At 33.2% G+C, this 20,619-nt stretch carries 18 protein-coding genes; 1 reads left to right on the top strand and 17 read right to left on the bottom strand.

Annotated features, from left to right (window positions below; genetic code table 11):
• Positions 1-52: 52 nt before the first annotated feature.
• The 8 genes from BUB83_RS05245 to BUB83_RS05210 form a co-directional block, all read right to left on the bottom strand.
• Entirely contained in the window at positions 53-1,042 is a 990-nt protein-coding gene (locus BUB83_RS05245) for an ABC transporter permease (RefSeq protein ID WP_073337402.1), read from the bottom strand.
• A 3-nt stretch (positions 1,043-1,045) separates the two neighbouring features.
• Entirely contained in the window at positions 1,046-2,050 is a 1,005-nt protein-coding gene (locus tag BUB83_RS05240) for an ABC transporter permease (protein ID WP_073337401.1), read from the bottom strand.
• 43 nt (positions 2,051-2,093) lie between these two features.
• Positions 2,094-3,590: a sugar ABC transporter ATP-binding protein gene (locus BUB83_RS05235; protein ID WP_073337400.1), complete on the bottom strand. Its 1,497-nt coding sequence runs from the start codon at positions 3,588-3,590 to the stop codon at positions 2,094-2,096.
• A 414-nt stretch (positions 3,591-4,004) separates the two neighbouring features.
• Positions 4,005-5,126: a glycoside hydrolase family protein gene (locus BUB83_RS05230; protein WP_073337399.1), complete on the bottom strand. Its 1,122-nt coding sequence runs from the start codon at positions 5,124-5,126 to the stop codon at positions 4,005-4,007.
• A 235-nt stretch (positions 5,127-5,361) separates the two neighbouring features.
• Positions 5,362-7,989, bottom strand: a complete 2,628-nt coding sequence (locus BUB83_RS05225; RefSeq protein ID WP_073337398.1) for a family 78 glycoside hydrolase catalytic domain — start codon at positions 7,987-7,989, stop codon at positions 5,362-5,364.
• Between the two features lie 180 nt (positions 7,990-8,169).
• The gene (locus tag BUB83_RS05220) at positions 8,170-8,535 is read right to left on the bottom strand and encodes a sensory rhodopsin transducer (RefSeq protein ID WP_073337397.1); all 366 of its coding nucleotides are present in this window, start codon (positions 8,533-8,535) and stop codon (positions 8,170-8,172) included.
• 49 nt (positions 8,536-8,584) lie between these two features.
• On the bottom strand, positions 8,585-9,856 hold the full coding sequence (rhaA, locus tag BUB83_RS05215) for an L-rhamnose isomerase (protein WP_200801438.1): 1,272 nt from the start codon (positions 9,854-9,856) through the stop codon (positions 8,585-8,587).
• 175 nt (positions 9,857-10,031) lie between these two features.
• On the bottom strand, positions 10,032-10,910 hold the full coding sequence (locus BUB83_RS05210) for an AraC family transcriptional regulator (protein ID WP_073337396.1): 879 nt from the start codon (positions 10,908-10,910) through the stop codon (positions 10,032-10,034).
• 192 nt (positions 10,911-11,102) lie between these two features.
• Between BUB83_RS05210 and BUB83_RS21525 the strand changes: the two genes are divergently transcribed.
• Positions 11,103-11,246: a transposase gene (locus tag BUB83_RS21525; RefSeq protein WP_143160478.1), complete on the top strand. Its 144-nt coding sequence runs from the start codon at positions 11,103-11,105 to the stop codon at positions 11,244-11,246.
• Positions 11,247-11,423: 177 nt separating this feature from the next.
• On the opposite strand, the gene BUB83_RS05205 is transcribed toward BUB83_RS21525, so the two are convergent.
• From BUB83_RS05205 to BUB83_RS05165, 9 genes are all read right to left on the bottom strand, one after another.
• Positions 11,424-12,902, bottom strand: a complete 1,479-nt coding sequence (locus BUB83_RS05205; RefSeq protein ID WP_073337395.1) for a sulfatase family protein — start codon at positions 12,900-12,902, stop codon at positions 11,424-11,426.
• Position 12,903: 1 nt separating this feature from the next.
• Entirely contained in the window at positions 12,904-13,044 is a 141-nt protein-coding gene (locus BUB83_RS22910; RefSeq protein WP_073337394.1) for a helix-turn-helix domain-containing protein, read from the bottom strand.
• A 7-nt stretch (positions 13,045-13,051) separates the two neighbouring features.
• Positions 13,052-13,369 carry a helix-turn-helix transcriptional regulator gene (locus BUB83_RS05195; protein ID WP_143160477.1) on the bottom strand — a complete coding sequence of 106 codons (318 nt, stop codon included), beginning with the start codon at positions 13,367-13,369 and terminating at the stop codon, positions 13,052-13,054.
• A 162-nt stretch (positions 13,370-13,531) separates the two neighbouring features.
• On the bottom strand, positions 13,532-14,248 hold the full coding sequence (locus BUB83_RS05190; protein WP_207649327.1) for a sensor histidine kinase: 717 nt from the start codon (positions 14,246-14,248) through the stop codon (positions 13,532-13,534).
• Positions 14,249-14,373: 125 nt separating this feature from the next.
• Entirely contained in the window at positions 14,374-14,859 is a 486-nt protein-coding gene (locus BUB83_RS05185; protein ID WP_073337391.1) for a CHASE3 domain-containing protein, read from the bottom strand.
• 26 nt (positions 14,860-14,885) lie between these two features.
• Positions 14,886-17,801: a glycoside hydrolase family 2 TIM barrel-domain containing protein gene (locus tag BUB83_RS05180; RefSeq protein WP_073337390.1), complete on the bottom strand. Its 2,916-nt coding sequence runs from the start codon at positions 17,799-17,801 to the stop codon at positions 14,886-14,888.
• A gap of 87 nt (positions 17,802-17,888) precedes the next feature.
• Entirely contained in the window at positions 17,889-18,641 is a 753-nt protein-coding gene (locus BUB83_RS05175; protein WP_159434049.1) for an ABC transporter substrate-binding protein, read from the bottom strand.
• Positions 18,635-19,501 carry a carbohydrate ABC transporter permease gene (locus BUB83_RS05170; protein ID WP_073337388.1) on the bottom strand — a complete coding sequence of 289 codons (867 nt, stop codon included), beginning with the start codon at positions 19,499-19,501 and terminating at the stop codon, positions 18,635-18,637. The genes BUB83_RS05175 and BUB83_RS05170 overlap by 7 nt, the downstream gene beginning before the upstream one ends.
• Before the next feature lie 745 nt (positions 19,502-20,246).
• A complete protein-coding gene (locus tag BUB83_RS05165) occupies positions 20,247-20,447 on the bottom strand; it encodes a hypothetical protein (RefSeq protein WP_073337387.1) in 201 nt (66 codons plus the stop codon).
• Positions 20,448-20,619: the final 172 nt, after the last annotated feature.

Genomic DNA, 20,619 nt, shown 5'->3' with positions numbered 1-20,619 from the left:
CCTTGAATTTTTATATACAAAGCAATCTTTGACTGCTAGTATTTGAATTTGTTTAGCTTTTAGAAATCTTTTTTTTGGAGATCTTTAAATTTGGCACCATTACTGCAAATATAAGAAGCAATCCGATTATAATTAATAAAGTCTGAGCTGGTATATTAACCAAACCTAATCCATATCTTAAATATCCTATTAAAAATATTGAAATTATTGTACCTAACATTCTTCCTTTTCCACCTGCTGTACTAACTCCCCCTAAAACTACCATTGCTATAACATCCAATTCATATCCAGTTGCAATGTTAGGTCTTGTACTACCCATTCTAGAAGTTAGGAATAATGCTGTTACCCCCGCCATAAATCCAGCCATTGTAAATACAATAATCTTTATTTTATCAGTTTCAACTCCTGAAAATTTGCAAGCGGTAATATTATTTCCCATTCCAAATACCCTTCTACCGAAAGCTGTTTTATGGAGAAGTATCCCAAATAAAATAGCGAATATAATGAATATAATTAGTATAAATGGAACCTTTCCAACATATCCCCATCCCAAGTATGAATACCATTTAGGAAAGTTACCTGAAGCTTGATCTTCTAAAATTATATAAGCTATACCTCTATATATAATCATTGTTGAAAGAGTAACAATAACTGCAGATAATTCTTTGAATTTAACTATTAATAATCCGTTAATAAATCCACAAATAGTTCCTACTATCAATGCTAATATCATGGCTAATATCATTGGTACACCTGCATTAAATGTTACTGCCATAATTACAGAAGCTAAAGCAACTGTCGATGCTACTGATATATCAATATCACCAAGTATTATTATAAAAGCCATCGGAAGAACCATAAAAGCTTTATCCATGAAAGTCATTGTAGCACCAATTAAATTATTAAAATCTAAGTAGTATGGACTTAGTGAAGTATTTATTATATTGATGATTATGAAAATCAAAACCAATAACCATTCCCATTGGAGGAAGAATTTTTTAATATTAAAACCCTTTTTATCTAAAATATTTCTATTTGTCATATCTTATATTTTCCTCCTCATAAGATTATTTTTATGAACTTTTCTTTTAACAAGAGCATTTATTATTACAGCAATAAGAATTATTACTCCTTGAATAGCATTTTGCCAAAATGGTGAAACATTTATCAGTGGCAACGCATTATTTAATATACCCAATAAAAGTGATCCCATTAAAATTCCTGATATTTTTCCTGATCCACCTGCAATATTAACGCCACCTAATACACAAGCTGCGATAACATTTAATTCATAACCCATTGCTGTATCTCCTTGGGCAGAAGCAAACTTTGAAACCCAAAGTACTCCAGCAAGTCCAGCTAATGCACCCATTATTACATAAACCATTAACAAAACTCTTCCAGTGTCTATTCCACTTATTCTAGCTGAATCTGGATTACTTCCAACTGCATAAATCTTTCTTCCTGTTCTTGTATGATTTAAAAAGTAATATGATATTACATAAATAACTATAGCTATAAATATCAAATTATTTATTCCTAAAGTTTTCCCTGTAGCTACTCCCTTAAAAGTCTCAGGCATTTGATGAGCACTAACCCATTTTCCACCACTAACCATAAAAGTTAAACCTCTAAAAACATTCATCATACCTAAAGATGCAATTATAGGAAGTATTCCTGCCTTTGATATTAAAAAACCTACAATTCCACCACAAGCCATACCTATAACTAGTCCTAAAACTAATGTTAACCAAGGATTTAATCCTGGAAACTTACCAATTGTCAAAGCTGTAATCATACCTGATAAAGCAATTGTCGCTCCAATTGAAAGATCTATCCCTCTTGTTATAATAACTAACATCATTCCAACTGCAAGAATACTTAAGATAGCCGTATTGGTAACTAAATCATTTATATTTTCTATGGTTAGAAAGCTACTGTTTCTCATTTGCACAAAGATAGATATTATTATGATGAAAACAACTAATCCTAACTCTCTAAATTTTGAGACATTTATTCCTTTTATTTTTTGCAATGTTTTTTCCGACATAAGATTTTTCCACCTCTTATCTTAATTACTATAGTCTTAACTTTTATTTATTTGATGCCATAGCCGCTTCTAAAATTAATTCTTGAGTTGCATCTTTTCTTTCAAAAATCTTAGCGATTCTGCCTTCTTTCATAACTGCTATTCTATCGCTCATTCCAAGTACTTCTGGCATTTCAGATGATACTAATACAATTCCATACCCTTGTTGAGCTAAATCACTCAATATTTCGTAAATTGCTGCCTTAGCACCTACATCTACTCCTTTTGTAGGCTCATCTACTATAAGTATTTTCAAGTCAGAAGTAAGCAATTTTGCAACTACTACCTTTTGTTGGTTTCCTCCTGATAAAGAACTTGCTAAATCAAAAATACTTTGTGCTTTAACATTAACTTTTTCTGAAAGAATTTTAGATATTTCTGTTTCTTTTTTATCATTTAACCAACCTTTTTTAGAAAGCTTATTTAAAGCAGGTAATGTTATATTCCTTCCAATTCCCCACTCTAGTATAAGACCTTGTTTTTGCCTATCTTCCGGAAGATAACCGATTCCAAGTTTAACTGCACTTAATGGGCTATTTACTTTCACTTCTTTACTTTCCACAAATATTTTACCTTGATCATAAGATAATACTCCGTATAAAGACTGGCATACTTCCGTTCTCCCAGCACCTACCAATCCAGTAAGAGCCAAAATTTCTCCTTCTCTAACCGCAAAAGATATATCTGCGAAAAATCCTGTTTTACTTAAATTTTCTACCTTTAAAATTTCTTTTCCAATTTTAGGTTCTTTCTTTGGAAACATTTCAGTTATCTCTCTACCTACCATAGCAACAATCAAATTCTCATTTGATATTTTATCTACATCCCAACTACCAATATACTTAGAGTCTCTGAATACAGTAACCTTAGTTGCAAGCCTGTACATATCTTCAAATCGATGTGATATAAATATTATAGATGCTCCATCATCTCTTAACTTTTCTGCTATTCTATAAAGTTCTTCACTTTCTTTTTTTGTTAAAGCAGCAGTAGGCTCGTCCATTATTATTATTTTTGCATTTGTGGATAAAGCTTTTGCAATTTCTACAATTTGTTGTTGAGCTACACTTAAGGAACCCATTTCAACCTTTGGATCAAAATTAGCACCAAGCCCATCGAGAAGAATCTTTGCTTCATTATGCATTTCATTCCAGAGAATTCTTTTTGTTTTTTTATCAACATTCTCATGTCCCATAAAAATATTTTCCGTTACACTTAAATCTGGATAACAAGTGACATGTTGGTATATTGCTGCTATTCCATGACTTTGAGCATCTTTAGGATTTTTAAAATTAATCTTTTCACCGTTTAAGAAAATATCCCCTTCTTCTTGAGCATGAACACCAGTAATTATTTTTATAAATGTAGATTTTCCAGCACCATTTTCTCCCATTAGCGCATGAATTTCACCATGCTTTAATTGAAAATTAACATTATCTAATGCTTTTACACCTGGAAATATTTTAGTTATACCTTTTAATTCAAGTACAAATTCAGACATTCCTAGCACTCCTTCCTATTCAATATTCCCCTTAGTTGTAAATCCCTTACACACATTATGCAATTTATAATCGTTTACTTTAATTCCCCTTTCATTACATTCTTAAAATTATTTTTGTTCGTTTTGTTTTTATTGTGTTCTTTTGTGTTTATTTGGTTCGGTTAATGATATTTTAGCACTCAATGTAAACATTGTCAAGCCTTTATTTATGTGTTTTTCTGTGTTTATTTATGTTTTTCTGTGTTTTTAATTGTGTTTAGGTTTTTTTGTAACATTTCCCCAATGTTTTTTTGATTACCCCTAATTGTTTTTTTTAAACATAAAATAAGCCCATACATATATAACCCTACATGTATGAACTTATTTATTTTTAAAATACTTTTAAATTTTTATTTATACTGTATATAAACTATTTTATACTTTTTTAAGTCTACTAATTGCTTCAACAAAATAGTAATCTCCATAAATTAAAGATATATCAATTCCTAAGTTAGCAGGGCAATTAAATGTACCTCCACTTAGTAGTCCTTCCTCATCATCTTTTGACCAATTTCCATAATTGTCATAAAGCGATTTAACAATATCTCTTGCTGGCTTTTCATAAATATGCTTTTCTTCTTCACTCACTAAACCACTAAGTTCTAATAAACCACAAGCTGCGCAAGCTCCTGCCGATGTATCTCTTGGTATTGTTTCTGTTCTTGGTGCCCTGAAATCCCAATGAGGAACATTATCTTCTGGTAACTGACTAATAAAAAAATTAGCAACCTTTTTTGCACAATCCAAATATTTTTGCTCTTTTGTATATTTATAAGCAAGAGCCATACCATGTAATGCCCATGATGCACCTCTTGACCATGCTGATGTGGTTGAATATCCTTGTCCACTTAAAACCTTAATCTTTTCTCCTGTATATGGGTCAAATTCAACCATATGATTTACAGAACCATCTTCACGAATAAACTCCTTTAAAACTGTATCTGAATGTGCTTTTGCTATATGACTAAATCTTGGATCACCTAATTCTTCTGATGCCCAATATAATAAAGGTAAGTTCATCATACTATCAATAATGCTTAAACCTAGGCTATTAGCTTCATTTAATCCATTTTTATTCCAAGCTCTTAGATAATTCCCCTTAATATTAAATCTGCTTGCAAGGTGACTTGCAGCAATCAATCCACGTTTCTTAGATTCCATATTACCAGAGAGTTTATATCTTTTAACAGAGGTCAACAACCACATAAATCCTACATCATGATGTAAATTTGTATACTCATATAATGCCTCATCCATTTTATCTTCACAGGCCACTGCAATATCTTTAAATGGTTCATATTTGTTTTCTTCATAAAGCAACCACAGTAACCCTGGCCAAAAACCAGTAACCCAACGCCAGTAATCTGTGGTATATGTATAAATCCCACTTTCCGTCATTGATGGAAATTGACTTCCTATGATTAAACTAGTCTTTTTTACTTTTTGGTTAATTGACTCCCAAGCTAAATCGATCCATTGATTTTCATAATTTTCCATATTAATATCCTCCTATATTTAATGTTACTCAAATTTTCTAAATTCACTATTCTCTATTACTTCATAGGTAAAAACTTTATATTTTTCAAAATCACCTTATACTAATAATAACTCATTCATATAAAGTAATCTTTACACAAAACAAATGACTATTTGCACAAAACAAATAATGTGTTCAACCCACACAAGCATGAAATATGGTTCTAATATACTATATATTGCCAATGCTTCTTCGTTAAGAATTATGGATTCCTATAAACTCATATTCACCAGATTCAATTTCTATATATTTCTTTTTATTTTTATCACTTTGTAAATCTACTTTTTCCTTGCTATCATCAATTACTGAGTAGATTTTACCTTCTACTGGCAAATATACTTTTGCACTTGTGTTTACTGGAATAGTAACCTTTATTCTAAAATTATCACATTCTCTATTCCACTGGCACTTAACCTTACCATAAATAGTTTCATAACTACCTTTTGCCCAAGATAAATCTCCTATAAGATAAGGTTTAATTGTTATTTTCTTAAATCCTGGGGCGTCTGCTTTTATACCAAGAATGTGAGAGTATATCCAAGAATCGAATCCCCCTTTAAAAGGATGGCTCAATGAGCCTGTATTTCTAGGCTCTCCATAATCTTTATCTCCTTCCCAGCGTTCAGGTATTGTGGTATATCCTTCATTTAAGAGATGTACAAATCCAGGATATTCCTTTTGAACAAGAGCATTAAAAGCATAATCTTCATATCCGTAATCCGTAAGCATTTCAAATATATATTTTGTGCCTATATGTCCTGTTGTTACATGAAAGCCCCTATATTTTATATCATTTGCTATTGTTTCAGCAACTTTTAATTCATTTTCATCTTCAACCAATCCAAGAGCAAGTGCAAAACTATCTGCTGTTTGTGTACCATAAGTAGATTTTTCTTTATTATAATATCTCTTATTAAATGCTTTTTTAATGTTTTCTGCCAATTCATTATACACTTCTATATCTTCTGTTCGGCATAGTACTTTAGCAATTTTTGCTGTTAGTATAGTGCTTTGAAAGAAGTAGGCAGTTGATATTAAGTGGTGTGGTACATCGAGATTTTCTCTACCTCCTGGATACCACCAGTCACCAATTCCAAAACTTATAAGATATTCTTCAGCTTTACTTAATAAATAATTCGTCCATTCTTTAATGGCATCATACTGATCTTCTACAATCTCTACATCATTATAAAATTCATATAAATACCAAGGTATCTGTACTTGCGCCGCTCCCCATGCTGGTGCGGCTTCTCCGCATACTCTTTTTCCTGGAGCAATCATCATCCATGTACCATTTGCTTTTCTTGTACTTTCAATGTCCTTGGTGTACTTCTCCCAAAATGTGACCGCGTCCCAGTTATACATTATAGAATCCGCAATAATCATTGCATCTCCTAGCCATCCGCATTTTTCTCTCGTTGGACAATCCGTTATGTTTCCCTGAAGATTACTTGTAATAGTATTTTTGACCATTTTATGTATATTATTTATATCTTCATTGGAACACTGGAATTCACCAGACTCTTCAAGGGCAGTATACACTGCAACCCCTTCAAATGTACTTTCCTCTGGTATAAATGGTAATCCAGTTACTTCTATATATCTAAAACCACAATAATTGAACTTAGGTTCAAATACTTTTTCCTCGCCATTAAATATATATTTATGAGTTTGAGGCATTCCAATAAATTGAACTCCTGTTGAGGAGAAATTAGGAGTTCCATCTTTATAAACTGATTCTGAATGTCTCATTGTAACTTCTGTACCTGCTGTAAGATTAGCTTTTAATCTAGTCCACCCAGCAAAATTCCTACCCATATCAACAATATAGATGCCTTTTTTAATTTCTTTTATTTCTTTAGGGTGAAAATATTCCATTCTTTTTATTGGTGGAATCATTTGTGATACAAGTTTTCCAGCAGGTCCTTCAACTTCTTCTGCCTCGTACCATTGACTATCATCAAAATTGGGTTCATTCCAACCCTTTTGTTCAAGTCTAGAATCATAGTTTTCACCGGAATATATATTATTTAATACTATTGGTCCATAAAAGCATTTCCATTCATTATTACTTAGAATTATCTCCTTTGTCCCATCATTATATTCAATATGGATTTGGCAAATTAGTCTAGGGACTCCATAAGCCATGTTTCCACCCCAAACTTTATTTTGATGATAAAATCCATCCCCTAACATAACTCCCACTGTATTACTATTATCCTTAAGTAAATAAGTCATATCATGAGTTACATAAAAAGTTCTAATATTGTAATCTGTTTGCGCTGGATCTAATACGTTATCCCCAACTCTACAACCATTAATTGTCATTTCAAAATATCCAAGTCCACTAATATAAGCACGAGCTTTCTTAACTTTACCCTTCACATTAAAGTCTTTTCTGAAAATAGGTGACCAACCCGCTTTATTTTTCCAATCCATACTTATCCATTTTGCTTTCCAATCATCCTCTTGGAGCAATCCCATTTCAAAAGTATTTATTTCAGAAAAAAAACTATCCCCATAATTATCCCACACCTTAACTTTCCAATAATATATTTCATTTGATTTAAGTTCTTTTCCTTTATATTTGATACTGCTAGTTTTCTCAGATAATACTTTCCTTGAGTCCCATAAATCATATTCTCCTGCCTTACATTTATCTCTAGAACTTGAAACCATAATTTGGTATGCTTCTTGATAAACATTTTTGCTACTTGAATATAATTTCCATCCTAAACGAGGTTCCATTACATCAACCCCAAGAGGATTTTCTAGAAACTCGCATCTTAGATTTTTAATATCTATGTTAATGAAATTTTTCATTAATATTACCTCTCTTCTTATAATACTAATTCTCTTATTAAAAATATCTAACGATAGCCGTTATTTTTGTATAGTCCTTGTGCCTGAGAACCATAGTTATATCTTCAATTAATAAAAATAAACACCACTATATCTTATATATAAAGAAAGTGATGTTTACTTTTTATTTTAATCTTTTTATTAGTATGCTATTGTAGTCATCAAAGTCATTTCTGCTTGAGTTGTATCCATTCTGCTATGTTGCACCACAATCGGAACACTACTCTCTACTTTTAATGCATAGGGCACTCCAACAGGAATCATTTTGCTTGATTCAGACTTTATCTTGTCCAATCTTATATGATTAGTTCTTCTTGCTTCACAAACAACATCGAATTTTTCCATAGGCTCTCTATCTTCAAAATAAACAATTATACTAATTTCTGCTGCTTCATCTCCAGTGTTTAAAACACAAATAGCTTCATGACTATTAAAATCTCCATTGCTTTTTTCTGGAAGAAAACCATCTGGAATTATCCAAACATTTTTACCAATACCTTTGCACATAGAAGTTCCTCCTTTTATACAGATCTAATATTACTATGTTTTATCTAAACTATCTTTTTGATAAAACTTCTTTTTCATAATTTTGTACTTCTTCTAACCATTCTTCTCCTACTGCTACTTCTTTAGTTAAACAATAGTAGTCCCATATAGCACCTGATGGATATGTTTTAAATTCTTCAAGTAAAGCTAATCTTGTTGTATAATCTCCATTAGCTTCCACGTCTTTTAAATAATCACTTGGCTCAAGCATAGCAATTAACATAGCTTTAATCATATTTCTTGTACCTATAGCCCAAGCTGCTATTCTATTGATGCTTGCATCAAAGAAATCTAAACCTATATGAACTCTATCAATAAAGTTTCCTCTAACAATTTCCTCGGCAATATTTCTTAATTCATCAGTAAGCAATACAACGTGATCACTATCCCATCTTACTGGTCTAGATACATGAAGAAGTAGTTCATCTGAAAAATTTAATACAGAAGATATTTTATCTGAAATTACTTCTGTTGGGTGGAAGTGACCTGCATCAAGTGTAAGTAACTTATTATTTTTTAGTGCATACCCCATATAGAATTCATGAGAACCAACTACATAACTTTCAGAACCAATACCAAATAATTTACACTCAACTGCATCAAGGTGATAAGCAGGATTTATTTCTTCTTTAAAAATCTCATCTAAAGATTCTTGCAATCTTTTTCTTGGAGCAAGTCTATCTACTGGAATATCTTTATATCCATCTGGAATCCATACATTAGTAACAGAAGCTGTTCCAAGCTCTTTACCAAAATATTCACTAATCTTTCTTGATGCTTTACAATGCTCAATCCAGAAATCTCTAACTTTTTTATCAGGATGACTTAAAGTTAAACCATCTGCACTTAATTCATGTGAAAAACATGAAGGATTAAAATCAAGACCAAGGCCTCTTTCTTTTGCCCATTCTACCCAATTTTTAAAGTGTTCAGGTTTCAATTCATTTCTTTCTACTTTTTGTCCATTTGTTTCAGCATAAATGGCATGTAAATTTAAACGATGTTTTCCTGGTATCATAGTTAACACTTTATCTATATCAGCTCTTAATTCTTCTGGGTTTCTTGCTGCACCAGGGTAACTACCTGTGGCTTGGATTCCTCCAGTAAGTGATCCTTCTGGATTTTCAAATCCTCTTACATCATCCCCTTGCCAACAGTGAATAGATATTGCAACCTTTTCAATATCTTCTAAAACCTTGTCAGTATCAATACCCCATTTTTCATATTTTGCCTTTGCTAATTTATAAGTTTCAATTATAGCTTCCCTATTTTTCATTTCCATATTTCATCCTCCTAGTATGTTTTCTTGACTTAATTTTAACACCTACTAGTAGTTAATTCTTTGTCTTTAAAAGGTTTTCATTTGTCTTATTAAGACTTAGTAAATGGAAATAGACTTTTTCTAATTTAATATATCCTATATATTATGCTCATGACATTTAACAAAGTAAATCCTTTTATCTAAAATCTGAAGGATTCAATCCTACCTTCTTTTTAAACAATCTTGAGAAATAGTGAGCACTTTTGAATCCACTTATATAAGCTATCTCACTTATGGTTTTATTTGAATTCTGTAACAAATCCATACTTCTATTTATTCTTATATTTATAAGATATTGTTGAATAGACATTTCTGTATATCTCACCATTAATCTATTTAAATAGTTTGGATGGAATTTAAAAAGTTCACCTACTGTTTTATTTGAAATATCCTTTTTATAATTCTCCTGTAAATAATTAATAATTTTATTAATTATTTCTTTACTATGATTATTTTCAACGTTGTAATTATTTTGCATTGATAGTATTAAAAAAGCTTTAAATAATCCACTTATTCTTTCTCTAAAGTACAATCCTTTATGTTGAAATTCATTAACTATATCTGTTAAATATGATTCCCCAATATACATATCTTTGGTATCAATATAATGAGGAAAACATTTATGGTCCTCAAATTTTATATATTCTTCAATAAGTTCAGTGCAAAATGTTTCTTTAGTATAAGGTCTACATACATAATCATTTTTGTTATTATTCTGAGTAAAATCAAACTGAACTCCAAAAACAGTCATTGGTTTATCTATATCTGATTTTATGGTATGTTCATCTCCAGGTCCCCAAAACAACAGATCTCCTTTTTTGCATTCAAATTGCTTCCCATTTATGATGAAAATTCCTATACCACTACATATATATTGAATTTGATAATGAGGTATTAGACGAACTGCTGAATCATAACCTGCCTGAATTAAATGCTTTGAAGCTCTTCTTACATAAGGATTAATATCAATTAAATTAATAGTTTTAGTTTTATTCTGCGAATTAATATCTTTCAAAATACATCACCTCAGTTTATTTTGTACACAAATCATTTTATGTACATAAACATTATATCACTTATAGCTATTATTTTTATACAAATATCGGCACAATGTATCTAAAAAACTGTATAGGTTATAATAAATTGTACAGTAAACATTCCCCCTGTGTTATGATATAATAGATAAAAAGGACTGTATAAAAATATCATGACAGGAAAAACAAAGAATTATACAGAAGAGTTTAAAAAACAAATAGTAGCTCTTAAACAAAATGGTAAATCAACAGCAGATATAGTTTATCCATTACAGTTACCTTGCATGACGGTTTTTGTTCCAGTGCTTACTAATTAAAGTTGGTATCAATTTTCTTTGTGATAAATAATCCTCATAGATTCTTTAAAGTGTATTATTCTAAATTTACCAACTAATCATACAAAAGAAGAGTAGATAAATTTGTGTTTACACAAATCTATCTACTCTCCCATGAAAAAGATAGGTATCAAAACTTTGACTCTTAATGACCTTAAATCATACTCTACCCTTCCTACCGCTGTATTTCAAATCTGTTGCAAAACTATTATGCCCTTTTGCGAACCCTCCGGCAAGGTTTAGCTGCCCTCTTCCCATAACAGCTTCTTTTGTCCCATCTAAATCTGGATTCACATACTGTATGAACCATTCTGTAAGTTTTTTCCTGCAACTGTCAATTAGCTCTTCAAAGTTCTTATCATCAATCAAATCCATGCTTTCGTCTGGATCATTGATCAAATCATAAAATTCATGTGGCCCATCAGGATAGCGATGAACATATTTGTATTCCTTTGTCCTAATCATTCTTACTGGACCATATTCATCATAGATAACAACATTTTCTCTAAATTCCGAATAATCACTACCAAGAACCCCAGCGAAACTCTTTCCGGGAAAATCCGCAGAAATATTGTAAGGCAGCTGCAGATAATCAATTAATGTAGGGAAAATATCATAATGACTGGTTAAACCTTCATAAATCCTGTTTTCATCAATTTTTCCGGGCAATGATGCAATAAAAGGAACCTTAACACAGGTATCATACATATTCTGGGGGAATGTTCCGTTTCCTTTTCCCCATATACCATGATGCCCCATATTCATGCCATTGTCTGATGTAAAAATAACCAGCGTATCTTCCCTCAGACCACACTGTTCAATTTTGTCGATTATTCTTCCCACTTCATGGTCCATTGCTGTAATAGCTGCATAATAACCTTTTAGTAGTTCTTTTCTCCTCTCGCCGACACCACTCTCACAGGTGTTTACCTGCCATGGATGCACCTGCAAATCCGGGGTGCACAGAAACTCGCAGTCATCGTACAGGTCAAAGTATTCCTTTGGATGTTCTTCTCTTCCCCAAGGTGCATGTGGAGCTGTAAAATGTACACTCAAATAAAAAGGATTCTCTTCTCCTTTTCTATTTTCAATAAAATCCACCGCTTTGTCTGCAATTTTTGTCGTAATATATTCATCGCATAACTCTATTTTATCTTCTTCAATAATGTCCGCTTCATAATAGGAACATCCACCCCTGCCAATTGTAAACCAGTCTGCAAATCCCTTCTGTGGTGTTCTGCTGTCTCCCAAGTGCCATTTTCCACAGAATCCACATCGATATCCGTTTCTGTTAAGTACATCTGTATAGCACTCATAATTATCAAGGTAGCCAATAGCTGTACTTTCATTTTCATATGGCAAAAAAGCTTTCATGGAATCCGGTAAATCACTTACTTCAATATTACCGCACCGAATCCAATCGTGAACTCCATGCTGTGATGGGAGCTTTCCTGTTAATATTGAAGCCCTAGCAGGAGAACACACCGGTGATGTGCAGAAAAAATTTTCAAACAATAATCCGGTTTTTGCCAACCTATCGATATTCGGTGTTTTAACTTCCGATTTTCCTGCACAGCCAATAGCCCATGCTCCTTGATCATCGGTCAAAATAAATACTATATTCAACTTATTTTTCATTCTATAATCCTTCCTTCATCGAACTTCTGAATTTACTAGGTGTAACACCTGTATGTTTTCTAAACAGCTGACTGAAATATCTTGCATCATTAATCCCTACCCGCCCTGCAACTTCATATGTTTTTAGTTTAAGGTCTTTCATCAGTTCTTTAGCAACCTGAATTCTCTTCAAAGGTTATCAAGTCAGTAATTGTTTGACCAGTCTCTTTCTTCACTAATGTGCTCAAATACTTCTTGCTTAAGAAAACTATATCCACCAAATCATTCAAGCTAATATTCTTATCGTAGTTTTCATTTATATATTCCTTAATACATTCAATGACACTTGTATTCATCCCATCTAAATCTTCCTGTCTTTTCTCTGAAGCCTGAAAAATAAGATTGCTTAACAGAATATATATACTGTGCCGATCTGAGAATTTATTGATTTTCTCATACATCAAATGTAAAGGTATCAATTCTTCCATGTCAAAATTTTTATCTTTTAGATAATACGGCCAGTACCACGAGCAGTTCTATTGCCTTATTTCTCCTTAGGTATCCCGTTTCCATTGTCTTTAATCTCAATATACACATTTCTGTCTTTCTTATAATGCCTAACCTCTATATGCATATCCTTTTCAACTTCCTTAAAACCATGCCTGATACAAGTAATCTTCAATATGATTGATTTCCTCTTCTACTGTCACTTCCATCTCATTCCCTACAAATGAATACCCAAGATTGTTTGATAAGGCCTTGATCATTCCTCCGATTTCGGGAACATTTTTTTCCCTAGCCTTCCAATTGATAATATCCAATGTATTATACAGAAAATGCGGATTGATTTGGGCCTGCAAGATTTTTATCTGCTGTTTCTCCTGCAAAACACTTTGCTCATAATTCTGTTCAACCAGTTCGTTAATCCCATGCGTCATTTCAACAAAGGTTTCGTATAAATAGGAAATCTCATCCTTGTTAGTAAATTTATTCTCAGGCACTTCCCCTTTCACCTCGAACTCTTTCATTTTGTGTGTAATCAGTTTTATCGGCTTTGTAATTCCATTGGAAATAAGAAATAAAATACATAAGAATATACAGGTAAAGATTATACCCCAAACGAATACACCTTTTCTAATGGTTTTTGCATCATTTAGCAAATCATCTTTACGAATGAAGCTTACATATTTCCAGTTATTGTACTTGGTTTCATATGCATAAACTCGATATTCCCCAGATTCATCCACAAATTCAGCATAGCCGTCTTCTATTCCAAAGTTCCAATTAATCAGTTCTTCTTTTCTGAGACTCTCAATGTAATGATCACCAGAAGATACAATGACTGTTCCCCCTTCATTAACTATCATTGAACAGCTCTTGAAAGATTCTTCCTGCCATTTAAACAATTGTTCTATTGCATTTTTTCTAATATTGATAACAACGAAGCCAATATCTTTCAGCTGTGTATTCTTAACAAGCCTTACCACAGTTATTAGAGCATTATCCTTTTGAGGTTCCAGCCATACCAGTTTTCCCTTGCCTGATTCAGCTTCTGACTTAAGTTCTCTTCATAAGACCACTGATCCATATAGCCATGATTACCATATATCTTACCTCTGTAATCAAAAACATAAATCCACTCTATTTCCGGTCTTATCAACGTGATATTCGTCAGTATGTCATAAATATTCACTATGTCTCTGTCTTGAACTATGAAAGAAGTCTTACCCATTTCCACAATATTATAGACTTCCTGATTAGAAAGAAAAGTATTGACACCCATTTCAACATCCTTTAATATTTTATCAATGTTTTCACTTGATTGCTCCAGGATGCGATTTGAATTCTCACTAGTTTTGTTTAATATGACTTTTGAAGCTTGGTAATAGGAAAAAGAACTTATTACATAAACACAAAGGAGGATAATAATCGAATTGTATAATATCATTCGCTGCCTTATCTTAAGCTTCTTAAACATACCTATTATCCTCCATGTCATTATTATTACTGTTCCTTGTTTAATTCAATTATCTTTTTATGTCCAAAGGAAGTACCTATGCCACCTTCACTATTGTCAACGGTCAATCCTTTACCTTCCTGGGTTTTCAAGGCAATGGTACACTTTTCACCGGATTTTAGCCAGATTTCACCTGTTCCTGCATAGTCCTGAGCCTCAAAATGATCAAGGGGATAATCATACCACCACATCCCAAGAGGTTGCTCTCCTACTTCAAGAATTCTTACAAACTCTCCGTTTTCTCTAAACTCAAAAACAAATTCTCCATCATTCCATTTTCCTGCCAACTGTTTGGCAAAAGGACCAATTGGATACTCCAAGTTAAGATCTTTGTTTCCATGGGTCAAATCCATTACTTTCTCTTTTTCACCTTTAATAAACAGTCCTTCTATGGTTCCTAAAAACTTGTATGCTGAATAGACAGCTGCTTTTACTACTGTAGACTCATTTATTTCAAAGGATTTAGTATATCTTCTGGATTTTTCAGTAGGTTGTGTGCCATCCACCGTATAGAATATTTCTACAGGCTCCACTGTACTTAAATCATTTCCATCTAACGAAATACATCTAACATCTATACTTACCTTTGAAGAACACTTAAACAACGTTTTACCTAAAATGCCCGCTGCATAAATTTTTGGTTTTTCATCACTTCCATCAGTTCTTACAAGGGCCATACACAATCCGTTAAACGCTTTTCTTACTGTGGATGTAAGGGGTGTATGATCCACTGCATCACCATTTTCAGTACCTATTATTTTAGTTCCCTGAGTTCCTATAAAAGTTACTGCATTGTCAGCGTAGGGAACCATTTCTCCCTTTTCATCCACAATTTCAACGCTTACCTGTGCAATGTCACCTGGGTTAAAATAAATATCTTCTATATCTGAACTTATCCGGATACGACTTGCACGACCTGCTGTACAAAACGCTTTTCTGGCTTTTTCAATCCCATCAATGTAAGCAATGACTTCCACCCTGCCCTCTTCATAGGGAATATTATAGCATAAATTTTTTAGATTTCCTTTTATCTTACGCCCTAAACTCCTTCCATTGATAAATGCTTCAACTTCATGACAGTTGGTATAAACCCAAACAGGTATAACCGTTCCCTTTTCCAGATTCTCATGGGTCCAATGGGGAAGCATATGTACCATTGGCTCTGTTGTCCACATGCTTTGATAAAGATAGTAATGGTCTTTCTTGAAATTGGCAACATCAATCACACCAAATCCAACATAATGAGAGGGCCAATCAAAGGACTCACCATAGTAGTCAAACCCTGTCCATCTGAATTCTCCACATAGATAATCATGACTTTCAGACAGCTGCCATGAATCACGGACACTGGTTCTAACCCCTGCATTATCATAGGATGAGTGAAAACTCATATGTCCGTCAAAAAATAGCTCTTCCTCTGTCAGGTTTTCAATCTCAATTCTTGGCTGATTCTTATCTCTCCACCAAGTTTGAGTTCTGTAGTGTCCCCTTGTCTGATAGGTATGTGGCGCTTCTGTTGCAACAAACAGCTGATTTGGACGAGTTTTATGGTCACTTTCATAGAGAAAACAAGCACCGCCGCCATCATTATAGCCGGCAATATCCAACAGTGCTCTGTTGTCTTCTGAAATCTGTCCTGCCCCTTGAACACCACATGTAACAAGTCTGGATGGATCCAGTTCATGGACCATATCCTGCAGCTTTTTCGTAAGGGACACTTTCATATCTGTTACTTCATTACCTATACTCCACAGCATAATACATGGATGATTTCTGTCTCTAAGGATAAAATCAGTCAAATCCCTTTCATGCCAATTATCAAAATACAGCCCATAATCAAACTCAGCTTTTACCTTATCCCATCCGTCAAAGATTTCGTCAATAACCATCATTCCCAGTTCGTCACACAGGTCATAGAACACAGGCGGAAAAGGATTATGTGCTGTTCTTATTGCATTACATCCCATTTCTTTCAACATCATAATTCGTTTCCTGAACATTCTTTTTGAAACTGCTGTCCCTATTACACCGGCATCGGGATGAAGGCATACACCTTTGAACTTAGTAGATTCACCATTTAAAAAGAACCCTTTATCAGGTATAAATTCAGTTTTTCGGACTCCAAATTTTGTTTGATGTGTATCTATAATCTCATTATCTTTTATAATATCAATCTTATAAACGTATCTATTCGGCATATCCACGGACCATAGGAGTGGATTTTCAATATCAAAGTCCTGACAGATATTTTCTTCTTCTTTTGAAAGACATATATCTTGTTCCCTGTCAGCAATCTTAGTACCATCCACCATATAAACACCTGATACAACTTTTATATCCGCCTGCTGTCTGTCCATATTTTTCAGCGTCACCCTACATTGCACTTTAGCGGAACCCTCTCCTACTTCAGCAATGACATAACTTCCCCACAAAGGTATATGAATGGATTTCTTTATTCTAAGATGTACATGCTGATTAATACCGCTGCCGGTATACCAGCGACCAGTTACACCTTCGCCTGTATTGACTCTAACAGCAATTACATTCAGTCCTTTTACTATATAATCAGTCATATCATAACTGAAACTCATATATCCATAAGGCCTGTTGCCCAATAAATGTCCGTTTATATAAACTTCACTGTTCATATAGACACCGTCAAAATCAATATAAACTTTGTTGCCGTCCAATTCCTCATCAATGAAAAAATTCTTCCTATACCACCCGACTCCGGCTTTTAAAAATCCCAATCTTGCACTGCCCTTTTTATCAAAAGCCCCTTTTACAACCCAATCATGGGGAAGATTTACCTTTTCCCATGTAGAGTGATCGAAATAAACCTCCTTATATAGATCATCATCACTTAAAATAAATCTCCAATCCTTATCAATATTAGTTACCATTTTACTGTCTCCTTTTAATAAAATACATATATCCCACCCCACAGCATCAAGCAGCAGAATGGAGATTTATAATAGTTCAATAGTTAGCTATTCTTCTGAATTCTGTTTTCTGTACTTTTCAAGTTTTTCAAATATAGTCTGAATATCTGAACCGCCAGTAATAGCCTGAATTGCTATTTCAACTTCTTTTTCAATTGCGCTGTTTACCGTATAGGTCTTAACTAAGTCGAATGGCGTATTATATTCTGCAAATGCTTTAACTACATCATTATATGATGTATTATCAGATTTTTGACTTACCTCAATGCTGTTCCATGGTAGAATAACGGAGAAATCATCTGCCAGTTCTCTAAGTCTTTCTTCGCTCATCATGAATTTGTAGAATTGAATAACTTCTTCCTTATGTTCTGTATTCTGACTGATCGCATAACCAGGAGGTGATGTTTTCAATACAAAGGAATTGTTTCCATTGACTGTTGGGAAAGGTATGACTCCAACATTCTCGCTCATATCTTTATTCAACGCTGGCAGATTCCATGTTGCCTGTACGAACATTGCCGCTTTGCCTTCAATGAATTCGGCTCTTGACTCAGCAGGTGCTATTCCGTTGAAGTTCTCTCCAAACACACCCTCATCAACAAGCATTTCCAGCTTTTTTGCTACTTCAATAAACACAAGATCATCATAGGAAACTGAATTATTATTCATTTTATCAAAGATATCCGGATCCAACTCAAGTAAGATGTAACTATATGGTATTGTTGTTACCCATGCAACACTATTACCAACAGAAATCGGTTTAATCCCATTTTCAGCAAAAACTTTACTTATTTCTACCAACTGATCCAAAGTTTTTGGGAGTTCGAGATTATATTGTCCAAAACGCTTCTGTCAACCATACAACTTAGTGCTTCATCTTCACTAATAATATCATCCAAAGGCATTACTGTTCCCATCTGTACCATAGGCTCCAGCCTTACTCCAAGCCATGTCATGAATATGTCAGTTAGATTTCCAACTGCCGCTTCTGAGGCCAGTTTGGTTCTATAATTGTCACCGCCAGCACCACCAATGACCACTTTCTCAATCTTGATATGTGGATTTTCTTTCATAAACAGAACACACAGCAAAATAATAATAACTGCTATGGAGCTGCCGTACCCATACTGCATTCTGCCAAAGGATGTATCATACATATGAAGAGCCAACAGATACGTTGACAGATTAGGTCCTCCCTGAGTCATAATGTACATTAAGTCGAAGCCCTTGAATGAATTTACAATGGCTAGAACACATGTTATTTGGAATATCGGCTTTAGAAAAGGAATGATTATATTTATCAAAATTTGTCTGCTGTTCGCACCGTCAATTTTTCCAGCTTCAATAAGGTCATCTGGAATCATTGCCAATTCTGAAAGATACAATACCATATAATACCCAACCCATTGCCATGATATAGTAAATATAACACAATACAACGCCGTCTTCTCATCTGTAAGCCATGCATGCTGAAAGTTCTCAAAGGCTATCAGCCTGATCAAATAATTTAAGATTCCAATCTTATAATGATAAACGAAATACCAAATCAGCCCTACAGCCGTAGACGACAGATATACCGGCAGGAAGAGTACACTTCTTAAGAAATTCTTACCTATTATTTTCGAACTAAGTATAAGTGCCAGAAAAAAACTAGGAATCAATACAAGAAAAACATTGCCCGCAATTCATATAAGATTGTTCCTAAATCCAACCCCAAAAATCGAATCATTTGTAAACAGATACTGATAGTTTGCAAATCCCTTAAAAGTTGGTAGTGTAAGGGCATCCCATTAAAAAAAACTCGAACCTACAATTAATGCTGTAGATAATGTATAAATACAATGAATAGGACTAATGCCAGCAGAATAAGCAGCAATATACTAAGTTTATTACTGTAAATTTTATGCATGTTAAAACCTCCTTCAAAATTATTACAGTTCATTTATTCTTTCTATCGAACCGTATAATATCAGTATAACGGAGGCTATTCAGTAATGTAATGGGTCTAGAATTATATTTTGTTTGCTGTATCTACTATCGCTTTATGTGCAAATATTTCTCTGCATAAGAAAGCGGTAAAACCACATCCTCTTAACTCAAAATATAGCAGCAACATTAAGCTTTAACTTTCATAAGACTTTACAAACTCATCCCAATTATCTCTAAAAATTTCTTTTAATACTCCTGTTTAATCATTAGAAATCCGTTTCTACTTTTTAACTGGTTGAACTTTGATATATACCCCTATATAATAGTTTAATATTCTCTAGGCCTTTAATTATAAGCCTTATTACTCATATAAAGAGATAATCTTTTAATAAGTAATAAGGCTTTATTTATTATCTACCTAACTAGGCAACCACGATCAATTGCAAAAATATGGCCACTCATATAATCAGACCCTTTTTATACAAGAAATATAATTAATGCCATTAAATCTAATGGATGTGCCCATCTATTTGCAGAAATTCTTCCTAATATTTCAGAATTTCTTTCCTCCTGAGATCTAATTGGGGTAATATTAGTTGTTACAACATATCCTACCCTACCTAATTTCCAAACTTTATTTTTTTGAAAATCAACTAATACTAATAATAGCTCTTTCATATAAAATAATCTATACACAAAATAAATGATTATTTGTACAAAATAAACAATTTGACAAAAGTTACTCTTCCTACATAGAATTGCACCCCTTGTTTCCTTAAATCTCTAACTTTTTTATCTGGGTGACTTAAAATCGGTTCCACTGCACTTAATTCATTATGCCGATAGTTAA

Source organism: Clostridium grantii DSM 8605 (assembly GCF_900129965.1).
GTDB classification, from domain to species: Bacteria; Bacillota; Clostridia; order Clostridiales; family Clostridiaceae; genus Clostridium_AF; species Clostridium_AF grantii.
This window is presented reverse-complemented; position numbering and strand designations above follow the sequence as displayed.

Coding starts and splice junctions, on each gene's coding strand:
- BUB83_RS05190 (WP_207649327.1), bottom strand. CDS start 14,248: ATGATAGTTAATGAAGGGGGAACAGTCATTGTATCTTCTGGTGATCAT.
- rhaA (WP_200801438.1), bottom strand. CDS start 9,856: ATGGAAATGAAAAATAGGGAAGCTATAATTGAAACTTATAAATTAGCA.
- BUB83_RS05205 (WP_073337395.1), bottom strand. CDS start 12,902: ATGAAAAATAAGTTGAATATAGTATTTATTTTGACCGATGATCAAGGA.
- BUB83_RS05195 (WP_143160477.1), bottom strand. CDS start 13,369: ATGGAAGAATTGATACCTTTACATTTGATGTATGAGAAAATCAATAAA.
- BUB83_RS05180 (WP_073337390.1), bottom strand. CDS start 17,801: ATGGTAACTAATATTGATAAGGATTGGAGATTTATTTTAAGTGATGAT.
- BUB83_RS05185 (WP_073337391.1), bottom strand. CDS start 14,859: ATGTTTAAGAAGCTTAAGATAAGGCAGCGAATGATATTATACAATTCG.
- BUB83_RS22910 (WP_073337394.1), bottom strand. CDS start 13,044: ATGAAAGACCTTAAACTAAAAACATATGAAGTTGCAGGGCGGGTAGGG.
- BUB83_RS05245 (WP_073337402.1), bottom strand. CDS start 1,042: ATGACAAATAGAAATATTTTAGATAAAAAGGGTTTTAATATTAAAAAA.
- BUB83_RS05165 (WP_073337387.1), bottom strand. CDS start 20,447: ATGAAAGAGCTATTATTAGTATTAGTTGATTTTCAAAAAAATAAAGTT.
- BUB83_RS05230 (WP_073337399.1), bottom strand. CDS start 5,126: ATGGAAAATTATGAAAATCAATGGATCGATTTAGCTTGGGAGTCAATT.
- BUB83_RS21525 (WP_143160478.1), top strand. CDS start 11,103: ATGACAGGAAAAACAAAGAATTATACAGAAGAGTTTAAAAAACAAATA.
- BUB83_RS05225 (WP_073337398.1), bottom strand. CDS start 7,989: ATGAAAAATTTCATTAACATAGATATTAAAAATCTAAGATGCGAGTTT.
- BUB83_RS05235 (WP_073337400.1), bottom strand. CDS start 3,590: ATGTCTGAATTTGTACTTGAATTAAAAGGTATAACTAAAATATTTCCA.
- BUB83_RS05220 (WP_073337397.1), bottom strand. CDS start 8,535: ATGTGCAAAGGTATTGGTAAAAATGTTTGGATAATTCCAGATGGTTTT.
- BUB83_RS05240 (WP_073337401.1), bottom strand. CDS start 2,050: ATGTCGGAAAAAACATTGCAAAAAATAAAAGGAATAAATGTCTCAAAA.